Source organism: Streptomyces exfoliatus (genome assembly GCF_000725545.1).
GTDB lineage: Bacteria > Actinomycetota > Actinomycetes > Streptomycetales > Streptomycetaceae > Streptomyces > Streptomyces exfoliatus.
This window is the reverse complement of record NZ_JNZP01000030.1, coordinates 37834-60929: the sequence shown is the minus strand read 5'-3', so window position 1 is coordinate 60929 and position 23096 is coordinate 37834. Positions and strand designations below refer to the sequence as shown.

21 protein-coding genes are annotated in these 23096 nt (G+C 73.0%); 11 read left to right on the top strand and 10 right to left on the bottom strand.

Annotated features, from left to right (window positions below; all coding sequences use genetic code 11):
• Positions 1–7 precede the first annotated feature (7 nt).
• From IO20_RS0129580 to IO20_RS0129570, 3 genes are all read right to left on the bottom strand, one after another.
• Positions 8–1666: a long-chain fatty acid--CoA ligase gene (locus IO20_RS0129580; RefSeq protein WP_030555365.1), complete on the bottom strand. Its 1659-nt coding sequence runs from the start codon at positions 1664–1666 to the stop codon at positions 8–10.
• Positions 1667–1760: 94 nt separating this feature from the next.
• Positions 1761–2291, bottom strand: coding sequence for a hypothetical protein (locus IO20_RS0129575; RefSeq protein ID WP_030555364.1), 531 nt, complete (start codon positions 2289–2291; stop codon positions 1761–1763).
• Positions 2292–2418: 127 nt separating this feature from the next.
• Entirely contained in the window at positions 2419–4305 is a 1887-nt protein-coding gene (locus IO20_RS0129570; RefSeq protein WP_030555363.1) for an AMP-dependent synthetase/ligase, read from the bottom strand.
• A 188-nt stretch (positions 4306–4493) separates the two neighbouring features.
• Between IO20_RS0129570 and IO20_RS0129565 the strand changes: the two genes are divergently transcribed.
• Together IO20_RS0129565 and IO20_RS0129560 are read left to right on the top strand one after the other, a co-directional pair.
• The gene (locus IO20_RS0129565) at positions 4494–5165 is read left to right on the top strand and encodes a HEAT repeat domain-containing protein (protein ID WP_030555362.1); all 672 of its coding nucleotides are present in this window, start codon (positions 4494–4496) and stop codon (positions 5163–5165) included.
• 3 nt (positions 5166–5168) lie between these two features.
• Positions 5169–6173 carry a MerR family transcriptional regulator gene (locus IO20_RS0129560; protein WP_030555361.1) on the top strand — a complete coding sequence of 335 codons (1005 nt, stop codon included), beginning with the start codon at positions 5169–5171 and terminating at the stop codon, positions 6171–6173.
• A 32-nt stretch (positions 6174–6205) separates the two neighbouring features.
• Here IO20_RS0129560 and IO20_RS0129555 read toward each other — a convergent pair whose 3' ends face one another.
• The 3 genes from IO20_RS0129555 to IO20_RS0129545 all read right to left on the bottom strand — a co-directional run bounded on the left by IO20_RS0129555 (position 6206) and on the right by IO20_RS0129545 (position 8458).
• Positions 6206–7309: an ABC transporter substrate-binding protein gene (locus IO20_RS0129555; protein ID WP_030555359.1), complete on the bottom strand. Its 1104-nt coding sequence runs from the start codon at positions 7307–7309 to the stop codon at positions 6206–6208.
• 10 nt (positions 7310–7319) lie between these two features.
• Positions 7320–7706 (bottom strand): VOC family protein, encoded by a 387-nt coding sequence (locus IO20_RS0129550; RefSeq protein WP_030555357.1) that lies wholly within the window; start codon positions 7704–7706, stop codon positions 7320–7322.
• Between the two features lie 188 nt (positions 7707–7894).
• Complete coding sequence (locus IO20_RS0129545) at positions 7895–8458, bottom strand: flavin reductase family protein (RefSeq protein WP_030555354.1); 564 nt, start codon at positions 8456–8458, stop codon at positions 7895–7897.
• Between the two features lie 196 nt (positions 8459–8654).
• On the opposite strand from IO20_RS0129545, the gene IO20_RS0129540 reads away from it, so the two are divergent.
• Both IO20_RS0129540 and IO20_RS0129535 read left to right on the top strand, forming a co-directional pair.
• Entirely contained in the window at positions 8655–9476 is an 822-nt protein-coding gene (locus IO20_RS0129540) for an SGNH/GDSL hydrolase family protein (protein WP_030555352.1), read from the top strand.
• Positions 9477–9599: 123 nt separating this feature from the next.
• Positions 9600–10250 (top strand): class I SAM-dependent methyltransferase, encoded by a 651-nt coding sequence (locus IO20_RS0129535; protein ID WP_030555350.1) that lies wholly within the window; start codon positions 9600–9602, stop codon positions 10248–10250.
• On the opposite strand, the gene IO20_RS0129530 is transcribed toward IO20_RS0129535, so the two are convergent.
• Entirely contained in the window at positions 10247–10960 is a 714-nt protein-coding gene (locus IO20_RS0129530; protein ID WP_030555348.1) for a TetR/AcrR family transcriptional regulator, read from the bottom strand. The genes IO20_RS0129535 and IO20_RS0129530 overlap by 4 nt on opposite strands.
• A gap of 96 nt (positions 10961–11056) precedes the next feature.
• Here IO20_RS0129530 and IO20_RS0129525 point away from each other — a divergent pair, with 96 nt between their 5' ends.
• Entirely contained in the window at positions 11057–12691 is a 1635-nt protein-coding gene (locus tag IO20_RS0129525) for an amidohydrolase (protein WP_030555346.1), read from the top strand.
• Between the two features lie 25 nt (positions 12692–12716).
• Here IO20_RS0129525 and IO20_RS0129520 read toward each other — a convergent pair whose 3' ends face one another.
• Positions 12717–13862 carry a LacI family DNA-binding transcriptional regulator gene (locus IO20_RS0129520; protein WP_051874827.1) on the bottom strand — a complete coding sequence of 382 codons (1146 nt, stop codon included), beginning with the start codon at positions 13860–13862 and terminating at the stop codon, positions 12717–12719.
• A 131-nt stretch (positions 13863–13993) separates the two neighbouring features.
• Between IO20_RS0129520 and IO20_RS0129515 the strand changes: the two genes are divergently transcribed.
• From IO20_RS0129515 to IO20_RS0129495, 5 genes are read left to right on the top strand one after another with little or no spacing between them, the layout of a single operon-like run.
• Positions 13994–15631, top strand: coding sequence for an ABC transporter substrate-binding protein (locus tag IO20_RS0129515; protein WP_030555341.1), 1638 nt, complete (start codon positions 13994–13996; stop codon positions 15629–15631).
• Positions 15631–16584 (top strand): ABC transporter permease, encoded by a 954-nt coding sequence (locus tag IO20_RS0129510; RefSeq protein ID WP_030555340.1) that lies wholly within the window; start codon positions 15631–15633, stop codon positions 16582–16584. Before IO20_RS0129515 ends, IO20_RS0129510 begins: the two co-directional genes overlap by 1 nt.
• Positions 16581–17450 carry an ABC transporter permease gene (locus IO20_RS0129505; protein WP_030555338.1) on the top strand — a complete coding sequence of 290 codons (870 nt, stop codon included), beginning with the start codon at positions 16581–16583 and terminating at the stop codon, positions 17448–17450. Before IO20_RS0129510 ends, IO20_RS0129505 begins: the two co-directional genes overlap by 4 nt.
• 5 nt (positions 17451–17455) lie before the next feature.
• A complete protein-coding gene (locus tag IO20_RS0129500; protein WP_030555335.1) occupies positions 17456–18442 on the top strand; it encodes an ABC transporter ATP-binding protein in 987 nt (328 codons plus the stop codon).
• Positions 18439–19260 (top strand): ABC transporter ATP-binding protein, encoded by an 822-nt coding sequence (locus IO20_RS0129495; RefSeq protein WP_030555333.1) that lies wholly within the window; start codon positions 18439–18441, stop codon positions 19258–19260. The genes IO20_RS0129500 and IO20_RS0129495 overlap by 4 nt, the downstream gene beginning before the upstream one ends.
• A 6-nt stretch (positions 19261–19266) precedes the next feature.
• On the opposite strand, the gene IO20_RS0129490 is transcribed toward IO20_RS0129495, so the two are convergent.
• A complete protein-coding gene (locus IO20_RS0129490) occupies positions 19267–19854 on the bottom strand; it encodes a GNAT family N-acetyltransferase (protein WP_030555332.1) in 588 nt (195 codons plus the stop codon).
• Positions 19855–20020: 166 nt separating this feature from the next.
• Between IO20_RS0129490 and IO20_RS0129485 the strand changes: the two genes are divergently transcribed.
• Positions 20021–21901 carry an NAD-binding protein gene (locus tag IO20_RS0129485; RefSeq protein ID WP_030555330.1) on the top strand — a complete coding sequence of 627 codons (1881 nt, stop codon included), beginning with the start codon at positions 20021–20023 and terminating at the stop codon, positions 21899–21901.
• Between the two features lie 31 nt (positions 21902–21932).
• Here the strand turns inward: IO20_RS0129485 and IO20_RS0129480 are convergent, their stop codons facing one another.
• Positions 21933–23051, bottom strand: coding sequence for a serine hydrolase domain-containing protein (locus IO20_RS0129480; RefSeq protein WP_030555328.1), 1119 nt, complete (start codon positions 23049–23051; stop codon positions 21933–21935).
• Positions 23052–23096 lie beyond the last annotated feature (45 nt).

The following is a 23096-nucleotide window of genomic DNA, read 5'->3' as shown; positions in this document are numbered from 1 at the left end:
CCGCCGCTCAGCGCTGGGGCGTCGCCCCGTCCGGACCGCCCGGTTCCCGGACGTCCAGCGCCCCGTCCGCGTACAGCGTGCGCACCGCCCGCTTGTCGTACTTGCCGACGCTGGTCTTGGGCACCGCGTCCACGAACGACCACCGCTCCGGGATCCACCAGCGTGCCACCCGCCCGGCCAGGAACTCCCGCAGCTCGTCCCCGCCGATCTCGGCTCCCGGTACCAACGAGACGCAGGCCAGCGGGCGTTCCTCCCAGCGGGGGTCGGGTACGCCGACGACGACCGCCTCGAGGACCGCGGGGTGCTCGATGATCGCGTTCTCCAGTTCGATGGTGGAGATCCACTCGCCGCCGCTCTTGATGCCGTCCTTGAGGCGGTCGCTGACCACCACCCAGCCGCCCGGTTCGATGACTCCCAGGTCGCCGGTGCGCAGCCAGCCGTCGCGGAACTTCTCGGGCTGGTCCTCGGTGTCGTAGTACGACCCGGTGACCCAGGGTCCGCGCAGTTCCAGTTCGCCCACCGAGGTTCCGTCCCAGGGCTGCTCGCTGCCGTCCTCCGCGATCAGCCGCACGTCCACGAAGGGCATCACCCGGCCGCTCTTGGCCAGCCAGTCGACCTCGTCCTCGTCCGGGGTGCCGTGCGGGGGGACCGCGAAGGTGGCCAGGGGGCTGGTCTCGGTCAGACCCCAGCCCTGCTTGAGGCGGACCCCGTAGCGGTCCTTGAGCTCCTGGAGCAGGGCGCGCGGCGGGGTCGCGCCGCCGCAGCCCGCGAGCCGTACGCCGCCGAGGTCGAGGGGGTGCCGGGCGCCGTGGTGCACCAGGCTGTTCCAGATCGTGCAGATCGCCGCCACGGCGGTGGGGCGCTCATCGTTGATGATGCGGGCCAGGTCCGGGGTGTGCAGCAGCCGCCCGTTCATGATCAGGTCGGAGCCCGCCAGCCAGGCGGCGTAAGGCCAGCCCCACGCGTTGGCGTGGAACATCGGCACGATCGGCAGGACGCGGTCCCCCTCGTCCATCGCGAAGCCGGCGCCGGACGAGACGCCGAGGGTGTGCAGGCAGATCGAACGGTGGCTGTAGGCCACGCCCTTGGGGTCTCCGGTGGTGCCGGTGGTGTAGCAGAGCGCCGCCGCGTCCCGCTCGTCCAGGTCGGGCCAGACGAAGCCGGGCCGCTCGGCCGCCAGGATGTCGTCCCAGTGGTGCACGGCGATGTGGGCGGGCAGGTCCGTCTTCTGCGCGTCGCCGATGACGACCACGTGGCGTACGCCGCCCAGCCGTTTCCGCAGGGGGGTGAGCATGTCGAGGAGGGTCGCGTCGACCAGGAGGACGGCGTCCTCGGCGTGCTCGACGATGTACCCCAGCTGGTCGTGGTGGAGGCGCAGGTTGAGGGTGTGGAGCACCGCGCCCATGCTCGGGACGGCGAGATAGGCCACCAGGTGTTCGGGGGTGTTCCAGGCCAGGGTGGCGACGCGCCCTCCGGGCTGTACGCCGAGCCGGGTCAGGGCCGCGGCGAGTTGCTCGGCCTGGCGGGCGATGTCGGCGAAGGTCTGTGCGGAGCGCGGGGCCGGGCCGTCGGCGCAGCGCACCACCCGGCTGTCCCCGTAGACGCGTTGCCCGTGCGCGAGGATGTCGCGGACGAGCAGCTGGCGGTCCTGCATCGTGCTCTTCATGGTGCGGCCCCTTGAGGTGCGCAGTCAGAAGGACGAAGCCGGCCCCGAAGGCGGGGCCGGCTCTGAGGGTGTCACGGTGCTGTCATCCGGCGGATCAGCCCAGGTACTGGATCTCGCCGAGGAGCGAGCTGCTGACGTGGTCGTGGTCGAGGAGGTTGACCCGGGCGTTCATCTTGCCGCTGCCGGTCGCGAACGCGTAGTTCCCGGCGCCTCCGGTGATCTTGAACGTGCCGGTCGGGTACACCATGGTGTCCGACGTCACCGGCGCGGTGAGCTGGTAGCTGATGGTGAGCTTGTCACCGTCGGCCTCCGTGATGCTCGCCGTCCCCTTGATGTCCCACTTGCCGGGGATGGTCGCCAGGCACGCCACCTCCGTCTGCGTCCAGGTGCCGCTGGCTATCGGCCTGCCGGTGGAGGCGCCCGACCCGGTCACGTTGTACCCGTTGCAGCCCACCGTGTCGGGGTGCGTGGTCGCGACCACCGCGAAGTTGTTGTTGACCTCGACCGACGGGTACCAGGTGTCGGCGGCGGAGACCGTGCGGTCGGTCTCGGCGGCGAACGTGGTGCCGGCCGTGCCGCCGATGATCAGGAGCGACGCCGCGACCGCGCCCGCGGTGCGCGCCAAGCCGCGATGGATGGATCTTCCCATGTTCTCCCCCGTAATGATGCAGAAGTTGCTCAACGTGGCCTGGATGTAGGCCTGTTGTGAACAGTTTCCCTGATCGATGGGCCCGCCGTCGAGACATTCGGCCTCACGCTTCGCGGGAACCCTCGTACATGGCTTCGATGATCCCGGCGTACTCGCGCTCCACCGCGGGCCGCTTGACCTTGAGGCTCGGGGTGAGTTCGCCGTGTTCGACGTCGAGGTCGCGCGGCAGGACCGCGAACTTCTTGATGGTCTGCCAGCGCTGCAGATCGCCGTTGACGCGCTGCACGAAGCCGTCGATCAGCGCGTGCGCCTCCGACGAGGAGGCGACCTCGGCGTAGCTGCGGCCCCCGAGGCCCCGGGACTCCGCCCAGGGCATGATGACGCTCTCGTCGACCGTGATCAGGGCGGTGCAGTAGTTGCGGCCGTTGCCGATGACGACGATGTTGCTGGTGTACGGGCAGACGGCCTTGAACCGGCTCTCGATCTCCGTGGGTGCGACGTACTTGCCGCCCGAGGTCTTGAACAGGTCCTTCTTTCGGTCGGTGATCCGGACGAAGCCGTCCGCGTCGACTTCTCCGATGTCGCCGGTGTGGAACCAGCCGTCGCCGTCCAGCACCTCGGCGGTCTGCTCCGGGAGGTTGTGGTAGCCGCGCATGACACCGGGCCCCCTCAGGAGCAGCTCGCCGTCCTCGGCCACCCGCACCTCGGTGCCCGGCAGGGGGACGCCGACCGTACCCACCCGGTAGTCGTCGGCACGGTTGACGGTGCAGCCTCCGCTGGTCTCGGTCAGGCCGTAGCCCTCCAGCACGGGCACACCCGCGCCGGCGAAGAAGTAGCCGATCTCGGGGGCGAGTGCCGCGCTGCCCGACGCGCTCCCGCGCAGCCGCCCTCCGAAGGCCGCCCGGATTCTGCCGTAGACCAGCCGGTCGGCGACGGCGTGCCGCACGGCGAGCCACGGGGGCACGGTGCTCCGCCCGGTCGCCGCCCTGCGTTCCTGGCCGGTCCGCGCGTGGTCACGGGCGACCTGCGCCGCCCACAGGAAGATCTTGTACGTGAGGCCGCCCTCGGCCCTCGCCCTGCCCGCGATGCCGTTGTAGACCTTCTCGAAGATCCTCGGCGCGGACGCCATGACGGTGGGCCGGACGGCGGGCAGGTTGGCGACGATGCGGTCGATCCGCCCGTCCACGGCGATCACGTGGCCGGTCCTCACCTGGCCGGCGATCAGGGCGTTGCCGAAGACGTGGGACAGCGGCAGCCACAGGAACTGCACGTCGTCGGGGCGCAGCAGTCCGCTCACCTCCTGCGCGACGCCCTGGTAGGACCAGCAGTCGTGCACCAGGCGCACGCCCTTGGGGCGGCCGGTCGTGCCGGAGGTGTAGATGAGGGTGGCGAGATGCTCGGGCCCGATGGCCCGGACCGCCGTGTCGACCGCGTCCGGACGCTCCCGCAGGTACGCCGTGCCGCGCCGCTCCAGCTCGGACAGGGTCAGCACCTCGAGCCCGTCCACCCGGGGCACGTCCCCGTCGGCGTCGAAGAGGATCGCGTGGTCGAGGCCGGGCAGCCGGTCCGTGTGGGCGACCACCTTGGCGAGCTGGACGGCGTCCTCGACGAAGACCGCCCTGCTGCCGGAGTCGGCGAGGATGTACGCCGTCTCGTCGGCGTCGGTGCTCGGATAGACGGCGGTTGCGGCGGCTCCCGCGCACATCACGCCCAGATCGGCGAGAATCCACTCCACGCGGGTCGAGGAGGAGATGGCCACCCGTTCCTCGGGGCGCAGCCCGAGGGCGAGCAGACCGGCCGCGATCGACTTCACGCGTTCGGCGGTCCCGGACCACGTCAGCGACCGCCACACCTCGGTGCCGTGAGCACCGCCGTCGGCCGCCACGGGATAGCGGTACGCCTCCCCGTCGGGGGTTGCCTCGACCCGCGCGAGGAAGAGGTGCGCCATGGACGCGGGGCGGCTTTCGAGCAGGTGCTGTGCGGAACTCATGGCAACCTCCGGGCCGTACGCCCATCATCGTTTCGTTGACCGACAGGTAACGTGCGAGCAGGGGTGAGGCTAGGGGGAAACCCTTTCCCCCGTAAGGGGAGCGGTCGGGAACGCGACCTCGCGCGGTGGGCCCGCTTGACCTTGACACGGTGACAAGGCCTTCACTGCTTGCCGAGGAGGTGGTCCCGATGACCATGAGGACACAGGACACGGATGGGGCACGAGCGCTCCGGGCTCTGGAGGACGGCAGTGCGTCCGTGCGGCTGCGGGCGGCTCTGGCGGTCGGTACGACGCCGGACCCGTGCTTCGTCGACAAGCTCGTCGAGCGCAGCGCGATCGAGCCCGAGTTCTTCGTCCGCGACATGCTGACCTGGGCGCTCACCCGGCACCCGGTGTCCCTGACGCTCCCCGAGCTGCTCCGCGAGGTCCGCTCGGAGCGTCCGCAGGCACGGAGCCAGGCCCTGCACACGCTGTCCAAGATCGGGGACCGGTCCGCGTGGCCGGCGATCACCCGCGCGCTGCTGTCCGACGCCGACGACGAGGTGGCGCGGAGCGCCTGGCGGGCCGCGGTCCTGCTCGTACCGGAAGGCGAGGAGGCCGCTCTGGCCACGGTGCTCGCGACCCAGCTCGGGCGCGGTGAGCGGGAGACCCGGCTGAGTCTCAGCCGGGCGCTCGTCGCCCTGGGCGACGTCGTCGTCCCCGCTCTGCGGGCCGCGGCGACGGACCCCGACCCGCGGGTGCGCACGCACGCCCTCGCCACCGAACAACTGCTGCAGGAGCCCGACATGGGCTTCGAGTCCGCGATCGAGGAGGCGAAGCGCGTCGTGGCCCTCGACGGGTGGGGTCAGGAGGGAAAATAGAGCGTGTTGATCGGTGAGGTGGCGCGGCGGTCCGGGGTCAGTGCCCGCATGCTCCGGCATTACGAGTCGCTCGGTCTGGTGCGGCCGTCGGGCCGTACGGGCTCGGGCTACCGGGAGTACTCCGGCGCGGACATCCGGCGGATCTTCCACATCGAGAGCCTGCGGTCACTGGGGCTCTCGCTGCGGGAGATCGGGCGCGCGCTCGACGATCCCGGCTTCACGCCCTCGGCGCTCGTCGCCGACCTCATCCGCCAGACCCGTGAACGCCTCGCGGCCGAGACGGAGTTGCTCACCCGGCTGCGCCGGATCGACGCGGCGGACCCCACCGGCTGGGAGGACGTCCTGCAGGTCGTCTCGTTCCTCCACGCGCTCCGCTCGACGAGCGCCGACGCCCGCCAGCGCGCGGCGCTCTCCTCGGTCGACGAGGTTCCGGTGCCCGTGGAGGCCCTGGCGGAGGCCGTACTGAGCGAGACGGACACGAACGTCGCCGGAGCCCTGCGGTGGGCGCTCGCCCGATCGGGCGAGGACGCCACGGCCCTGCTCGCCGAGGGCCTCGGCTCCCCGGTGGCGGCGGTGCGGCAGCGTGCCGTCGTGTCCCTCGCCGAGTTGCCCGGCGCCGAGGCCACCGCCCGGCTGCGGGAGGCCCTCGCGCACCCCGACGTCGTGGTCCGCGGGCATGCGGCGCTCGCGCTCGGAGCGCGGGGAGCGGCCGACGGGCTGCCGACGCTCGTCGACATGATCGTGGCGGGAAGGAACGACACCGACGCGGCCGACGCGCTGGCCTCGCTCGCGAGCGACCCGGCGACGGCGGAACGGATCGCCGCCCGGCTCGTCGGCCTCCTCGCCGAGGACACCACGGAGGCACCCGCACGCGTGCGGCTGACCCAGGCCCTGGCGGACATCCCGGGGCCCACCGCGTCACGGGCCCTCGTGGAGCTGTCGCGGGACCCCGACCGTGCCGTCGCGGTGACCGCCGTCTATCTCGTTCGGCTGCGCGAGGCACGGTGACGAGGCACGGTGACGGAGCGGGGCCCGCCCGCTCAGCCGGCGTGGAGGGTCCGGAAGCGGTCGGGGTCGGCGGGGTCGCGGTCGACGACGTGGACCGGCGCCCACGCCCACTGCCAGGCGCTGATCCCCGGCGTGCGGGAGAACCGGATCTGCCCGCGGGTGCCTTCCACCACGACGCCCGGCCAGGACACGGCGGTGCCCGCCCCTCGCGTGCGCAGGACGTCGGCGAGGACGACGACCGTGTCGTACCCCTCGAAGGCGACGAACGAGGGCGCCTCGCCCAGCCTTTCGCGCAGGACCGTCTCGACGTGCGCGCCGAGTGGCCCGAGGTGCTCGGGCCGGTAACGCAGGAACGGGATCGCGGCGCCGTCGTCGCCCAGTGCCGCCGCCCATTCGTGGAACTCCGGCTGCCCGGCCGGAGCACCGATCAGGACGTCGGAGAGTCGCGGGTCGTGGCGGACGGCCTTGACGACCGGTACGGCGGGCTCCGGGTGGCCGACCAGGAGCAGGAGGGCCGTCGCGCGGTGGTCGACGAGTGCGTCGCACACGGCCGCGGGAGAGAGCGCGCGCATGTCGAGTCCGATGACGGTGCCGCCGCGTGGGGCGAGGTGGTCCCGCAGGATGCGGGTCCCGGACGCCCAGTAGACGCTGGGCTCGGCTGCCACGGCGATGCGCCGGTGACCGGCGCCGAGGAGGAAGTCCGCGTAGATCCGCCAGCCGTGGGACTGCGCCGGCGCGATGCGCGCGACCTGGTCCGTCGGCTGCTCGGTGAGCGCGTCGAGGACCGCCGACGAGCAGAGGTACGGCAGGCCGAGGGCGTCGGCCCTGGCGGCGGCGGCACGGGCGACGACGCTGTGGTACTCCCCCGCCACGGCGGCGACGCCCAGGCGGGCCAGTTCGTCCACGGCCGCCGCGGCCTTCTCCGGATCGGCCGCGGTGTCCCGTACCACCAGCTCAAGCGGTCTTCCGGCGACCCCGCCGGTGGCGTTGACCTCGCGAACGGCCAGTTCGAGCCCGGCGAGCAGGTGCCGGCCCGCCTCGGCCCAGCCGGGCCGGGTCAGCGGAACGAGAGCGCCGATCCGGACGGCCGGCTCCTCGGCCCGCTCCGCTTCACCCGGCGATGACGGCGTGCGCACGCGTCGCCCCTCAGGCCTCGGCGTCCTGCGGGTACCAGCGCAGCTCGACGGTGTTGCCGTCGGGGTCCTTGACGTAGACCGACTGCGCCGAACCACGGGCGCCCCAGCGCGGTACGGGGCCCTCGACGACGTCGAACGTCCCGGAGGCGATGACCTCCTGCCAGTCCAAGGGGTCGACGACGAGGCAGATGTGGTCGACGTTCGACTCGCCGCGCGGGCGGGAGAAGAGGTCGATGACGGTGCTCTCGTCGATGCGCACCGACGGGAAGGGCACCTTGCCGGCCCGCCACTCCTCGACGCGCTCGGGTGCCAGGCCGAGGGGGCCCGTGTAGAAGTCGAGCGCCCTGTCGACGTCGGTGACGTTCAGCACCAGGTGGTCGAAGGCGGTGACGCGCATGGTGGGTCCTCCCCGGTTCTCGGACAAGCGGCCTCGGAGACCGCCGCGGCCATTCTGACCTGCGGGACTGACACCTGGTCAAGTGGGTTGTCCACCCGTGCGGGGAAGGGGAGTTCGACCGGGCTCCCGTGCTGGGTCCCCGTCTGAGCCGAGCGCGCCCGATCCGGCGCGTCGCGGGCGGGCCGGTCCTACGCCAGGCGGCGGTAGCCACCCCGGAAGTAGGCGAGCGACCAGCCGTCCTCCGAGGGCAGGCCCGCCGTCAGGACCCGGCCGATCACGAGCGTGTGGTCGCCGGCCACGACACGGTTCTCGGTGCGGCACTCCAGGGTCGCGAGCGCCCCGCCCATCAGCGGCGCCCCGCTCTCCTCGCCCCGCGTGTACGGGAGGTCGGCGAAGAGGAGCCGGTCGGAGACGCGGCCCTTCGTCGCGAAGCGGCCCGCGACGTGCCACTGGCTCTCGGCGAGGACCGAGACCCCCCAGACCGGGAGCTCGGTGAGCAGGCCGTCCATGCGGGAGCCGGTGCGGAGGCTGACCAGGACGAGCGGCGGGTCCAGGGAGACCGAGAGGAAGGAGGTGGCCGTCATGCCGACGTCCTCGCCGTCCGGGCCGTCGGTGGGGTTGTGCGCGGTCACCAGGACCACCCCCGCGGCGAGGCGGGACATCGCCGCCCGGAACTCGTCGTGGCTCACCCCCTCGCCAGGGGGGATGGCGAGGTCGGTGACGGTGGGCACGGTGGGGGTCTTCTGCAGCACGCTCGCACGCTAGCCCGAGGCCGGTCGGCGCCGCATCGGGCCCACGGACCAGGAGGCCTCCCACGACAGACCTAGGTCTTCCGTCCACACGACCCCCGCCGCCATACGCAATTAGTTGAATAAGTGTCTGGGGGGCTATGGTCGTGCCGCAGTCGTCGTCCCCGTCCTCGGCGTCCACCGAAACAGAGGCCATGCCATGCCCGGCGCACAGGTTCCCTTCTCGCGGTACGTGGCCCTCGGCGACAGTCAGACCGAAGGCGTCGGCGACGGCGACGACGTGGCGGGGCTCCGCGGCTGGGCCGACCGCCTCGCCGAGCACCTGGCACGCCACAACCCCGGCCTGCGGTACGCCAATCTCGCCGTCAGGGGCCGGCTGGCCGGGCAGGTCCACGCAGGGCAGCTCGGTCCCGCGCTCGCCCTGCGGCCGGACCTGGCGACGGTGGTGGCCGGCGTCAACGACCTGCTGCGGCCCCGCTTCGACGCCGACGAGGTCGCCGGCCACCTGGAGGCGATGTTCGCCGCGCTCACCGCACAGGGCACGCGCGTCGCCACCCTCACCTTCCCGGACGTCGCCCGCATCACCCCGCTGGCCCGGCCGGTCAGCCACCGCGTCACCGCCCTCAACCACCGCATCCGCGAGGCCGCGCACCGGCACGGCGTCGCCGTCGCCGAGACCGGCCACCACGCCGTCGTCACCGATCCCCGCCTGTGGAGCGCTGACCGCCTGCACGCCGGCCCCCTCGGCCACGAGCGCATCGCCGCCGCCGTCGCCCAGGCGCTCGCCCTGCCCGGCAGCGACGACGCCTGGACCCGTCCCCTGCCCACCCCCGCGCCGCCGCGGCCCGTCGGCCTGCGAGCCGGCGCCGTCGAACTGCGCTGGGCCGCCGACTTCCTCGGGCCCTGGATCACCCGCCGCCTGCGCGGCCACTCCTCGGGCGACGACCGCACCGCCAAGCGCCCGGACCTCGCACCCCTGGAGCTCGCGCCCCCGTGGCGGGAGCCCGCCCAGGAGGCGTGACTCCGGCGCGTTCCCACCGCGCCGCGACTCCCTCCCGACGCCCGGCTCTTGGCATGCTGAGGGCCGACGGCCCCGACCGCGGGTGTCGGTGGCCGCGCTTCACCCGGACGAGGAGGGTGCACAGTGAGCGACAACCCACAGCCCGGAGGAGAGTCCGCCGCGGCGGTCTTCGACGAGGTCGGCGCGCGCTACGAGGAGGTGTTCGCGGACATCCCCGGCCAGCTCGCCGCCCTCGACTGGCTCAAGGAGCGCCTCACGCCCGGTGCGCGCGTCCTGGACGTGGGCAGCGGTACGGGACGCCCGACGGCCGAGGTCCTGACGCGGGCCGGCTTCGGGGTGACCGGGATCGACGTGTCGGGCGAGATGGTACGACTGGCCGGGGAGCGGGTGCCCGGGGCCGCCTTCGAGCAGGCCGACGTGCGGACCTACCGGCCCCCCGCCGGGGGGTACGACGCGGTGTGCGCCTTCTTCCCGCTGCTGGTGATGGACCAGCCCGACGTCGCGGACTCGCTGGCACGGATGGCCTCGTGGGTCGCACCGGGCGGGTCGTTCGTCATGGCCACCGTGCCGGGTGACATCCGGCTCCTCGGCATCGAGTGGATGGGGCACGAGGTCAGGGTGAGCAGTCTGGCGACCGAGGACCAGCTGCGCGTCCTCGAAGACGCGGGACTGGAGGTGGTCCACCACTCCACCGCCCTGTACCGGCCGCACGGGCCGGCAGCCGAACCCGAGCAGCACCTGTACGTCCACGCCCACCGCCCGCTCATGGCCTAGGAACCCCCGCCCGCCCTCGTACGCAGCGCCTCCACCGCGCTCAGCATCAGGTCGAGGGCGAAGGGATAGCCGCTGTCGCGCATGTCGGCGGCGAGCAGGGGGAAGGTGGCGGCGATGTGCGGATGGGTGTCGGCGGGCAGCTTGCCGTACACCGCGTGCCAGACCGCGGCATCCTTCTCCCGGGCGGCGGGCGGCAGGGAGAGCGCGGCGGCGTCCTGGGCGGCGAAGGCGAGGGCCTGGTCGACGAAGGCGTGGTAGATCCGCACGGCGAGCGCGTCGGGGAAGCCGGCGGTACGGAGGATGCCGAGGATCCGCTCCACGGCCCGGGTCTCGTGGAGGCGCCCGGTGGTGCGGTACGCCCCGAGGACGGCGGCCTGCGGATGGGAGAGGTAGCAGGCGTGGATCCGCAGCCCCATCGAGCGGAGGTCGCTGCGCCAGTCGCCCGTCGCCGTCCAGCCGTCCTGCGCCTTTCCGATCAGCTCGTCCGCGATCGCGAGGAGGAGGGCGTCCGTGTTGCGGAAGTAGCGGTAGAGCGCGCTCGGGTCCGCGCCGAGCGCGGCGCCGAGCCTCCGTACCGAAAGGGCTTCGGCGCCGTGCTGGGCGACCAGGCGGAGCGCCGTGTCGACGATCAGCTGCTCCGAGAGCACGGCGCCCCGCTTGGTGGGGCGGCGGCGCTGCCGGCTTCCTTCGGGTACCACGCGCTCTGACATGGCCGGGACCTTACGTCAACGCCATTGACGTGTAAACGGCCTTGCCGCTTCCATAGCGCCCAACCACCCCTCCGCCTCACGTTCTGGAGCATGCGCATGGCCAAGGCCGATCTGGTCTTCACCCGCGGTCCCGTCTTCACGGTGGACCCTGCCCGTACCCGGGCGAGCTCGCTCGCCGTCGTCGGCGACCGGATCGCCGCCGTCGGTCACGACGAGGTCCGCGAGCTCATCGGCCCGGACACCGAGGTCGTCGACCTGACGGGGAAGCTGCTGATCCCCGGTTTCCAGGACGCCCACGTCCACGCGGTGTTCGCCGGGACGGAGCTGGCCCAGTGCGACCTGTCGGGGACCGTCAGCGTCGACGAGTACCTCCGTCTGGTCCGTGCCTACGCGGACGCGAACCCGGACCGTGAGTGGATCTCCGGCGGCGGCTGGTCGATGGAGAGCTTCGAGGGCGGTCTGCCGACCCGGCAGCTGCTCGACGCGATCGTGCCGGACCGGCCGGTCCTGCTGGTGAACCGTGACCACCACGGCGCCTGGGCCAACACGCGGGCGCTCGAACTCGCGGGGCTCACCGCCGACACCCCCGACCCCGCCGACGGCCGCATCGAGCGGGAGGCGGACGGCACCCCCAGCGGCATGCTGCAGGAGGGCGCCTCCGGCCTCGTCGGCCACCTGGTGCCGCCGAGCTCGGACGCGGACCGCCTCGCCGGACTCCACCGCGCCCAGTCGCTGCTGCACTCCCTCGGTGTCACCGGCTGGCAGGACGCGATGCTCGGCGAGTTCCACGGGCAGCCCGACCCCTCGGACGCCTATCTGACGGCCGCGCTCGACGGCACGCTCACCGCCCGGGTGACCGGAGCCCTCTGGTGGGACCGGGAGCGCGGCTCCGAGCAGATCCCGGAGCTGGTCGCGCGGCGCGAGAAGCTGAACGCCGGCCGGTTCCGCGCGACCTCCGTGAAGATCATGCAGGACGGCGTCGCGGAGAACTTCACCGCCGCGATGACCACTCCGTACCTGGACGGCTGCGGCTGCGCCACCGCCAACTCCGGTCTGAGTTTCGTCGATCCCCAGGCGCTGCGCGGGTACGTGACCGAGCTCGACGCCCTGGACTTCCAGGTCCACTTCCACGCCCTGGGCGACCGGGCCGTGCGGGAGGCGCTCGACGCGATCGAAGCCTCGGTCGGCGTCAACGGCCGACGCGGCAACCGCCACCACCTCGCCCACCTCCAGGTCGTGCACCCCGAGGACCTCGCCCGCTTCGCCGCGCTCGGCGCCATCGCGAACATCCAGCCCCTGTGGGCGGCCCACGAGCCGCAGATGGACGAGCTGACGATCCCGTTCCTCGGCTCGGAGCGCTCCGCCTGGCAGTACCCCTTCGGCGATCTCGTCCGCGCCGGGGCCACGCTCGCGGCCGGCAGCGACTGGCCCGTCAGCAGCCCCGACCCGATCGCGGGCATTCACGTGGCCGTGAACCGCCGGGACCCGGAGTCCGCCGACGCGCCGGTCTTCTACCCCGAGCAGCGGCTCGACCTCCCGACCGCGCTGGCCGCCTACACCGCCGGCACCGCCCATGTGAACGGTCACGACGACGCGGGCAGCCTGCGCCCCGGCAACCTCGCCGACCTCGTGGTCCTGGACCGCGACATCCTCACGGGTCCGCCGGAGGAGATCGGGCAGGCCCGCGTGGAGCGGACCTACGTCGGCGGCAGGCTCGTGCACGCGAGCTGACGGGCCCTGGGGTCTTTCGTTCGGATCAGGCCAGACGCCGCGGCCCCGGCCATGATCCGCCGGACACGACCTGGTCGTGCCTCCGCACCGAGGACGCCCGTACGTCGAGGCGGGTAGGGACGAGCGTCCCGGACGGCTCGCGGCTGCCGTGTTCCAGGACCTTCACCAGGTGGTCGATGCCGGCCTCCGCGATCGCCTCGGGCCGCAGGCTCAGCGTGGTCACGGGCGGCTCGGTGTGCTCGGCCGTGGCGTCCTCGCTCACACAGACGAGGAGCAGGTCGCCGGGTACGTCGTAGCCGTGACGGCGCGCCGCCTCCAGGACGAGGGGCGGGCTCGCCTCGGCGACGACGAGCAGGGCGTCGGGTCGGTCACCGCCGCCCGGCCGGTCTCCGCCGGCCGCCGGATCACCGTCGGCCACCGGGCCTCCCGCCAGGGCGGTCTCGACGGCGCGGACCACCGGTCCGTTGCCGGGTTCCCCTGCCCGTACGACCCGCTCCGGCAGGCCGTGCTCCGCGCACCACTCCCGGTGGGCGGCGAAGACCTCGGCATGGAAGCGGGTGGTGCTGTCGGGCACGACGAGGACGGGCCTGCGGGCACCCTGCTCCCGGAAGTGGTCCAGGACGGAGCGCACGGCGGAGTCGATGTCGACGTCCACCCAGTGCGCCCCCTGCCGCCCCTCCACGGAGCGGTCGCTGAACACCGGGATCCCCGCGGCGAGGACGTCGTCGACGATCCGGTCGTCGGCACCGGGGTCGGTGACGACCACGGCGTCGAGCGGCAGGTCGGCCCACTCGCTCTGCAGGGACCCGGAGGGCAGCAGGACCAGGGCGTAGCCGCGTCGCAGCGCGGTCGCCGCCGTGGCCCCGGTCAGCCGGGCGAAGTACGGAGATTCCAGGAAGACCGAGGGGGCATCGGCCGCCTCCCCGACCACGTAACCGATCAACTTGGCTCGGCCCGCGCGTAGTTGACGCGCGGTGGCATTGGGGCGGTAGCCCATTCTGCGCGCGGTCTCGCGGGCCTTCTCCCGTACGGCGGGAGAGAGCCTTCCGGTGTCGTTGAGAGCCGCCGAGACGGTCGTCTTGGACAGGCCCGCCTCGCGGGCGACGTCGACTAGTCGGACGCGCGGGGTGGGTTCCGAGCGCTGCCCGCCGTGCCGTGATCCAGAGGTCATGAACCGATGGTGCCATCGTCCTGACCTTTGCAAAACCGTTCCCGCAGGACCTTGTGCGGGAACGTTCCCGCATCAATACTCGCTCCATCCCCCCAGCGCCCGTCACTACACCCGTAAAGGGGTGGGTCTGCATGCGCATGTCGAGAACCATCGCGCTCCTCACCTGTACCGCCGCCCTCGCCGCCACCACGGCCGCCTGCTCCGGCGCCACGAAGCCCACGGCCGCCCCCGGCGGCGGGCCCGGCTACGAGGTCACCCCGACCTCGCCGCCCGCGAAGGGCACCCTGGACTCGTTCACGTGGTCCCTGTACGCCGAGCCGTACACGCTCGACTACGCCCTCGCGTACGACTACCCGCCGAACACCGTGCTCGCGAACGTCTGCGAGCAGCTCTTCCGGGTCACGCCCGACATGAGGATCGAGCCGGGACTGGCCGTCTCGTACAAGCAGCCCGATCCGCGCACGCTGATCTACACCCTGCGCTCCGGCGTGAGGTTCCACGACGGCACGACCATGACCGCCGACGACGTGGTGGCCTCCCTCAAGCGCCACATGGACCCCGAGACCGGCTCGCCGTGGGGCTCGGCCTTCAAGAACGTCGACACGATCGAGAAGAGCGGACCGCTGGAGGTGACCATCCGCCTCGGCAAGGAGGACGTCCTCCTGCACGAGCTGATGGCCGCCTCCCCCGGCACCGTCGAGAGCGCCGCCTACCTGGCCAGGGCCGGCAAGGACTACGGCACCCCCAAGGGCGGTGTCAACTGCACCGGCCCCTTCGCCCTCGACTCGTGGGACCGGGGCGCGGGCATCACGCTCAAGAAACACGGCGCCTACTGGGACAAGAAGCTCTCCCCCAAGTCCCGGTCCGTGAAGTTCACCTTCATCGAGGACTCGGCGGCCCGCACCAACGCGTTCCTCTCGGGCACCGCCGACGGCGGCTACATGATCCCGTCGAACTCGTTCGACAAGCTGCGCTCCAGCGGCAAGGGCTCGCTCGTCTTCGGCCCGAACACGGCCGCGTCGAACATCGCCGTGCTCGAGTTCCGCGGCCCGCTCGGCAACCTCAAGGTCCGCCAGGCCCTCTCCATGGCCCTCGACCGCAAGAACATCATCAAGGCCGCGGCCGGTGGTGTCGGCGTCCCCGCCAAGGCCCCCGCCGCGCGCGGTGCCTGGGCGCTGGCCCCGGAGAAGACCGCCGCGCTCTACGACACGCTGCCCGAGCCCGCGTACGACGTCGAGGCCGCGAAGAAGCTCGTCCGGGAGGCCGGGGTCGCCGGACGCACCATCACCCTGGCGACCAGCACGCTCGCACCCGAGATCAGCGTCGTCGCCAACGCCGTCCAGGACGCCGGCCGCCGGATCGGCCTCGACGTCCGGCTCAAGTCCGTCGCCCCCGAGGCGTACAGCAACATCTTCGTCGACCCGGACGCCCGCGCCGGGCTCGACCTGGTCATCACCCAGGGCTACGACAACACGCCGGACCCGCTGGAGTTCTACCAGTACCTGCGCACCGGGGACTTCGGCAACTACGGCAAGTGGTCGAACGCCGAGTTCGACGTCGCGTTCGACCGCGCCAACGCGGAGCCCGACCCGGCCAAGCGCGCCGACAGGACCGCGGAGCTCCAGAAGATCGCGATGCGCGAGCTGCCGATCCTCCCCGTCTACGAGGCGCCCTACTCGGTCTTCCTCGGCAAGCGCATCACCGGTGCCCCCACCGGCATCGCCCAGCTGTACTACCCGTGGGCCGCGACGATCGGGGCCGCGCAGTAATGACCCGCTACCTCGTCGGCCGGCTCCTCGGGCTGGTGGCAGTGCTGTTCGTGACCTCGGTCGTGGTCTTCGGCGCCCTCCACCTGGCCCCCGGCGACCCGGTGACCTTCCTGCTCCACGGCCGCCCCGCGACGCCCGAGGCCGTGGCGGCCCTGCGCACCCAGCACCACCTGGACGACCCGCTGGCCGTCCAGTACGCGAAGTGGCTCGGCGGCTTCCTCAGGGGCGACTTCGGCTCCTCCGCCCAGTTCCACCAGGACGTGGCCGGCCTCATCGCCTCCCGGCTGCCCGGCACGGCGCTGCTCGTCGCCTACGCGGCCCTGCTCGTCGCCCTCATCGGCGTGGGGTCCGGGATCCTCGCCGCGCTGCGCCCCGGTCCCGTGGACCGGACGGTGCTCATCGGCACCGGTGTCGCCACGGCGACCCCGTCCTTCGTGACGGCCATCGCGCTCGTCTCGCTCTTCTCGGTGCAGCTGGGCTGGTTCCCCGGCCCCGGCGGCACCCCGGTGGGCCTCTCCCAGCAGCTGTACCACCTGACCCTGCCGGCGTTCGCCCTCGCGATGACCTTCGCGGGACTCCTCGCCCGGGTCACCCGCTCGGCGATGCTCGACGAACTGGGCCGGGAACACGTCGAGGTGGCGCGGGCCCGCGGCGTCGCGGAGCGGACCGTCGTCCGCCGGCACGTGCTGCGCAACGCCCTGGGTCCTGTCGTCACCGTCGGCGGCACCATGCTCGCCGGACTCCTCATCAGCACGTCGATCGTCGAGACCGCCTTCGACGTGCCCGGCCTCGGCTCCCTGCTCGTGGCGTCCGTCACCGCCCAGGACTTCGCCGTCGTACAGGCGATCACCCTGCTCAGCGTGGCCGCGTTCGTCCTCGTCAACCTCGCCGTCGACCTGCTCGCCCCCCTCATCGACCCCCGTCTCTCGCTCCACGGGGAAGGCTCCTCATGACCACCACCACGTCCCCGGCCCCGTACCGCAGGCCCGGCCTGCGCCGGCTGCGGGTCCTCGGCCAGGGCCCGATGTTCGCCGTCTCGGTCGCGGTGCTCGCCGCCCTCGTCCTGGTCGCCCTCCTCGCCCCCGTACTCGCCCCGTACGACCCCGAGGCCCTCGACCTCGCGTCGAGCCTCGTCGGGACCGGCGCCGACCATCTCCTCGGCACCGACCAGTCCGGGCGGGACGTCCTGTCCCGACTGCTCCACGGCGCACGCACCGGACTCCTCGGACCGCTGCTCGTCGTCACCGTCTCCACCCTCCTCGGCACCCTGATCGGCGTCGTGGCGGCCTGGCGGGGCGGCTGGGCGGACACGGTCCTGTCCCGCTCGATGGACATGGTCTTCGCCATCCCCGGTCTGCTCCTCGCCATCCTGCTCGTGACCGTCGTCGGCTCGGGGATGACCGCGCCGGTGATCGCCATGGCGGTGGCGTACACCCCGTACGTCGGCCGGCTCGTCCGCGGCATCGCCCGCCAGGAGAAGGCCCGCCCGTACATCGAGGCGTACCGCGTGCAGGGCTGGTCAGGCTGGACCGTCTCCGTGCGCCACCTCCTGCCGAACATCGCCCCCACGGTCCTCGCCCAGTCCGCGATGAACTTCGGGTACGCGCTGATGGACCTGGCCGCTCTCTCCTACCTCGGCTTCGGCGTGCAGCCCCCGACGGCCGACTGGGGCGCCATGATCAACGAGGGGCAGTCGGCCGTCCAGCAGGGGGCGATGCTGCCCGCCCTCGCGCCGTCCGCGTGCATCGTGCTCGCCGTGGTGGCGTTCGGCATCGTCGGCGAGGGACTCGCCGACCGGATCGCGAAGCGTGAGCGGTGAACGGCATGAAGGAACAGAGGGACACCACTCCCGTACTGGACATCGACGGGCTCGACGTCCGGCTCCCCGAGGACCGTGCGGGCCGGCCGATCCTCGACGGGATCGGCCTGCGGGTACGGGCCGGGGAGAGCGTCGGCCTGGTCGGCGAGTCCGGCTCCGGGAAGTCCGTGGCCTGCCGGAGCGTCCTCGGGCTCCTGCCGGCGGGCGCGCGCACCAGCGGCCAGGTCCGGGTCGGGGGCCGGGACGTGCTCGCCATGAACCGTACGGAACTGGCCGCCCTGCGGGCCCGGCAGGTCGCGATGGTCTACCAGGACCCCCGGGCCTCCGTGAACCCGCTGCGCCGCGTGGGGGACTTCCTCACCGAGGGGCTGCGCGCGTCCGGCACACCGGCCGGCGCGGCGACCGCGCGGGCCCTGGAACTCCTCGACGCGGTCGGCATCCGCGACCCGCGAGGCGCTCTGCGCCGCCGTCCGCACGAGTTCTCCGGCGGCATGCTCCAACGCGTCGTCATCGCCGCCGCGCTGGCGGCCGAACCCGCGCTGATCGTCGCCGACGAGCCGACCACCGCCCTGGACGTCACGACCCAGGCGGAGATCGTCGCGCTCCTCGGCCGGCTGCGCGCCGAGCGCGGGACGGGGCTGCTCTTCGTCACCCACGACCTCGAACTCGCCGCCTCGGTCTGCGACCGGGTGTACGTGATGTACGCGGGCAGGATCGTGGAGACACGCGGCACCGACGAGCTGTTCGACCGGCCGCGCCACCCGTACACGGCGGGCCTGCTCGCCTGTACGCCGAGCATCGCGGCGGGCGCGCCCTCGCCCCGGCCCATCCCCGGGCGTCCCGTCTCCCTGGCCGAGTCCCCGCCGGGGTGCGCCTTCGTCGCGCGCTGCGCCCACGCGGTGCCGCGCTGCTCGGAGGAGAAGCCCGTTCTGACCCGGCACGGCGACGGACTCGCCGCCTGCCACCGCGCCGCCGAAGGGATCACGCTGTGACCGTCTCAGCGAAGGAGCGCACCGCCGTCGGAGGCCCGGTCGTCCCGGGCCTGGTCGTCGAGGGCCTGCGCAAACGGTACGGGGACCACACGGCGGTCGACGGCGTGTCCTTCTCCTTGGCGCCCGGGGCCTCCCTGGCGATCGTCGGGGAGTCGGGCTGCGGCAAGACCACCACGGTCCGGATGCTCGTCGGCCTGGAACGCCCGGACGGCGGGACCGTCCGCCTGGACGGCCGGGACCGTTCCGCCCTGCCCCGGGGCAGGGCGGAACGGCTGGCCAGGGCCCGGGAGATCCAGATGGTCTTCCAGGATCCGTACCTCTCGCTCGACCCCCGGGTGACCGTCTCGGGATGTCTGGACGGGGTCCTGCGTCTCCACAGCGGCCTCGGCCCCGCCGGCCGCCGGGCCAGGGTCGCCGAACTCCTGGACCAGGTCGGCCTCGGCGCGCGCGAGGCCTCCGCCCTCCCCCGCGGCCTCTCGGGCGGCCAGCGGCAGCGGGTGGCCATCGCCCGGGCCCTCGCCGTGGAGCCCAGGGTCCTCGTCCTCGACGAGGCCGTCGCCGCGCTCGACGTGTCGATCCAGGCGCAGATCCTCGAACTCCTCGGCGCGATCCGCCGGGAGCCGGGCATCGGCTACCTGTTCGTCACGCACGACCTGGCGGTGGTCCGGCACATCGCCGACGAGGTCCTCGTCCTCAAGTCCGGCCAGGTCGTGGAGACCGGCCCGGCGGCCCGGGTCCTGGACGCCCCGCAACACCCGTACACCCGCCTGCTCCTGGACTCGGTCCCCCATCGGGGCCGCCCGCTGCCGGGCCGGTGACCGACGTCAGATGTCGCCCCGTACGAGCGCGTGCAGGTGCTCGTCGTGCCATCCGTCCGCGTGCAGCAACGCGCTGCGCATCGTGCCTTCGAGGGAGAACCCGGCCTTCTCCGCCACCCGGCAGGACGCCGGGTTGGACACCGAGTGGCACAGCCGCAGGCGGTGCAGGCCGAGGTCGTGCAGGGCCCACTCGCTGACGCGTCTCGTGGCCTCGACCGCCACACCGGCACCGCGTGCCGAGGGGAGGATCCAGTAGACGACCTCGGCGCTGCCACCGCCGAGGTCGATGTCGCCCCAGCCGATCAGTCCCATCGCCTCCTCGCCCGGCCGCGCGATGGCCCAGATCGCGCTGACCTCGGCACGCCAGCGCTCGTGCATGCGCGCGATCCGCTGCCGGGCCTCCTCGGGTGTCGCCACGAGCAGGCGGTTCCAGTGGCGCACCGCGGGGTCCCGGCCGCCGGCCACCAGCACCTCGGCGTCGGACATCCGCCAGGGACGCAGTTCCAGGCCGCTCGGGAGGCCGAGAACCGGCTGGTCCCACGCGGCCATCCGACCCGCGGGAACGACGGCCGGTATGCCTGAGCTGGAGATCATCCCGGCATCCTGCCACAACGCCCGGAGGGGGCGTCCGGTACGGGCCGACGGCCGCGCGCCCCGCCGCCGTACACTCCTGCCGGGCCGGGCAGGTCCGTTCGAACACGGGGGAAACGTGATCGCGTTACCGCGACAGGAAGTCCGAGAGCCGCAGGAGAGCGGCCACATGGTGGTCTGCGGCGACGACGGGCTCACGCAGCGGCTGGCCACCGAACTGCGGTACGTCTACCACCAGCGGATCGTCGTCGTCGCTCCCGGCGACCAGGAGGAAGCGACCGAGACGGGCGCCGTACCGTCCCGGGTGGCACGGCTGCTGCGCCGCTCCGGTGGTCCCGTCGCCCAGGACACCCGCTGGGGACCCGTACCGCCCTCGTGGCACATCGCGTCACACGCCCCCACCGAGGCGGCGCTGCTGCGGGCGGGCGTGGAGCGGGCGGCGGCTCTGGCGCTGCTGTACGAGGACGACGAGACCAACCTGCGCGCCGCGCTCGCGGCCCGCAGGCTCAACCCCGGTCTGCGGCTCGTGGTCCGCATGTACAACCGCAAGCTCGGGCAGCACCTGGAGGAACTCCTCGACCAGGCCGCCCTCCTGAGCGCGCCCGGCACCGACCGGGCCCTCCTCGACGCCTCCACCACCGTCCTGTCCGACGCGGACACCGCGGCCCCCGCGCTGGCCGCCTCCGCCGTCGCAGGGACGAGCAAGGTCGTCCAGGCCGACGGCGTCCTCCTGCGCGCCGCCGAACGCACCCCGCCCGGACGCGGCGAGACACCGGACCCGGGCCTGTGCACCCTGGCGCTCCTGTCGTCCACCACCGCCGACCCGGCGGGTGCCGAGGGCTCCGACGCCAGCGGCAGCCACGGTCCTCTGCTCCTGCCCGACGACCGGGCCGTGGCGAGCGCCGCCGGACGCGGCAGCGTCGTCCTGGAGACCGTCAGGTACGCCGGTCCCGCCCTGTCCGCCCGACGCCTCGCCCGGCGCGGGGCGCCGCTTCGCGCGCTCTTCTCCAGCCGCCTGCGCTGGGCGCTCGCCTGCATCGTCGCCTCCGTCCTCGGCCTCACGCTCACCACCATGCTGCTGACCGAAGCAGACCTCCTGCACGCCGCGTACGTCACGCTCCTCGACCTCTTCTCCATCAACGATCCCGCGATCGGCGCGCCGGTCACCCACCAGATCCTCCAGCTCCTGACCGGTCTCGTCGGCCTCGCCCTGCTGCCGCTCCTGGTCGCGGGAGCACTGGAGGCGCTCGGCACCTTCCGCGCCGCGGGGGCCCTGCGCCGCCCGCCCCGGGGCCTGGCCGGCCACGTCGTGCTGCTCGGCCTCGGCAAGATCGGCAGCCGTGTCCTCGCCCGGCTGCGAGAGCTCGACATCCCCGTCGTCTGCGTCGAGGAGGACGCCGACGCCCGCGGCATCCCGCTCGCCCGCAGCCTCGGCATTCCCGTCGTCCTCGGTGACGTCACCGAGGCCGGCGTCCTGGAGGCCGCCAAGATCCACCGGGCGCACGCCCTGCTCGCCCTCACCAGCTCCGACACCACCAACCTGGAGGCCACGCTCTACGGCCGTACGGTCAAGCCCGACCTGCGCGTCGCCCTGCGGCTGTACGACGACGACTTCGCCACCGTCGTCTACCGCACCCTGCGCACCGCCCACCCCGAGGCCCTCACCCGCAGCCGCAGCGTCACCCACCTCGCCGCGCCCGCGTTCGCCGGAGCGATGATGGGCCGCCAGATCCTCGGCGCCATCCCGGTCGAACGCAAGGTCCTGCTGTTCGCCGCCCTGTCCGTCGCCGACCACCCCCCGTTCGAGGGCCGGACCGTCTCCGAGGCGTTCCGCCCGGGAGCGTGGCGGGTCCTCGCGCTCGACACGGCGTCCCCCGCCGCGCGCCGCCCCGACCTCGCCTCCGCGCACCAGGACGGGGAGCGGCCGCAGCTGCTCTGGGACCTCCACCCCGGCTACGTGCTGCGGCCGGAGGACCGTGTGGTCATCGCCGCCACACGCGGTGGCCTCGCCGAACTCCTCGGCGGACGTCGGACGGAGGCCGGCCAGTGACCGCTGACCGCCGACCGCCGGGGATCCGGCGTCACCGGCCGCCGAACACCGCCTCGACGAGCCGCTCCTGCGTCTTCTGGAACGCCTCGGCCAGGGACAGCGCGGCGTCGTCCACGTAGTTGAGCGCGGCGGTCAGGGTCCTGCGGCCGTCGGGCGTGCTGTACATGAGCGCCGCGTGGCCGCTGTGGCCGCCGTTGTGGAAGAGGACGGTCTCACCGCCGTCGCCCACCTCCTGCACGCGCAGCCCGAGGCCGAAGCCGCTCGAGGCGTGCGGCGTGCGCATCTCGGCGAGGAGAGGGGCCGGCAGGAGCCTGCCGGACGCGAGCGCGGAGATGAACGTGTGGAGGTCCTCGGTGGTGGAGATCATGTCGCCGCCCGCGGAGATCCAGGAGGGGTTGTGGCAGGTGACGTCGACCGTCTCCTCGCGGCCCGCGTCCTCGTACCGGTAGTAGGCGCGGGCGTGCGGTGCGGGGACCTCCGGCGAGGTGCCCGGCACCACGGTGCCCGACAGGCCGAGCGGCTCCAGGATCCGCCGCCGCGTCTCCTCGGCGCACGAGCGGCCGGTGACCTTCTCGACCAGCAGCCTGGCGAGTACGTAGTTGGTGTTGGAGTAGCTCCAGCCGGAACCCGGTTCGAACCGCGCCGGCCTGGACAGCGAGAGCCGTACGAGCTCCTCGTCCCGGTAGGTGTGGAACCGCTTGTCGACCCACTCCTTGCCCGCGATCGTGGAGGGGATCCCCGGCACGATCGTCCCGTCCGCCTCGTACTCGCCGGTGTGGTTGAACACCCCGCTGGTGTGCTGCAGCAGCATCCGCACGGTGATCCGCCGGTCGAGCGCGAACTCGGGCAGGTAATCGGCCACCGGGGTGTCGAGGCCGATCCTCCCCTCGGCCACCAGTTGCAGCACGAGGGTCGCGGTGAAGGTCTTGGTGTTGCTGCCGATCCGGAAGTGACCGTCGGTGGGCGGCTCCGCGGTCCCGCCCAGCTCGCTCACCCCGGCGCTGCCGACCCACCGGCCCCGCTCGTCCTGCACGCGCAGCTGTACTCCCATGACTCCGGAGTCGACGATGTCCTGGAGGGCCTTCCGCAGCTCCGGACGCCCGTTTCCGGCAGCGGAGTCGGTGGTGGTGGTGTGGAGGGACTCGGTCATGGTCGTTCCTCGCCTCGTGAGGGTGGGTGTGCGGCGCGCTGCGGC

Coding starts and splice junctions, on each gene's coding strand:
- IO20_RS0129580 (WP_030555365.1), bottom strand. CDS start 1,666: ATGAAGAGCACGATGCAGGACCGCCAGCTGCTCGTCCGCGACATCCTC.
- IO20_RS0129570 (WP_030555363.1), bottom strand. CDS start 4,305: ATGAGTTCCGCACAGCACCTGCTCGAAAGCCGCCCCGCGTCCATGGCG.
- IO20_RS0129565 (WP_030555362.1), top strand. CDS start 4,494: ATGACCATGAGGACACAGGACACGGATGGGGCACGAGCGCTCCGGGCT.
- IO20_RS0129550 (WP_030555357.1), bottom strand. CDS start 7,706: ATGCGCGTCACCGCCTTCGACCACCTGGTGCTGAACGTCACCGACGTC.
- IO20_RS0129540 (WP_030555352.1), top strand. CDS start 8,655: ATGCCCGGCGCACAGGTTCCCTTCTCGCGGTACGTGGCCCTCGGCGAC.
- IO20_RS0129530 (WP_030555348.1), bottom strand. CDS start 10,960: ATGTCAGAGCGCGTGGTACCCGAAGGAAGCCGGCAGCGCCGCCGCCCC.
- IO20_RS0129525 (WP_030555346.1), top strand. CDS start 11,057: ATGGCCAAGGCCGATCTGGTCTTCACCCGCGGTCCCGTCTTCACGGTG.
- IO20_RS0129520 (WP_051874827.1), bottom strand. CDS start 13,862: ATGACCTCTGGATCACGGCACGGCGGGCAGCGCTCGGAACCCACCCCG.
- IO20_RS0129515 (WP_030555341.1), top strand. CDS start 13,994: ATGCGCATGTCGAGAACCATCGCGCTCCTCACCTGTACCGCCGCCCTC.
- IO20_RS0129510 (WP_030555340.1), top strand. CDS start 15,631: ATGACCCGCTACCTCGTCGGCCGGCTCCTCGGGCTGGTGGCAGTGCTG.
- IO20_RS0129505 (WP_030555338.1), top strand. CDS start 16,581: ATGACCACCACCACGTCCCCGGCCCCGTACCGCAGGCCCGGCCTGCGC.
- IO20_RS0129500 (WP_030555335.1), top strand. CDS start 17,456: ATGAAGGAACAGAGGGACACCACTCCCGTACTGGACATCGACGGGCTC.
- IO20_RS0129490 (WP_030555332.1), bottom strand. CDS start 19,854: ATGATCTCCAGCTCAGGCATACCGGCCGTCGTTCCCGCGGGTCGGATG.
- IO20_RS0129485 (WP_030555330.1), top strand. CDS start 20,021: ATGGTGGTCTGCGGCGACGACGGGCTCACGCAGCGGCTGGCCACCGAA.
- IO20_RS0129480 (WP_030555328.1), bottom strand. CDS start 23,051: ATGACCGAGTCCCTCCACACCACCACCACCGACTCCGCTGCCGGAAAC.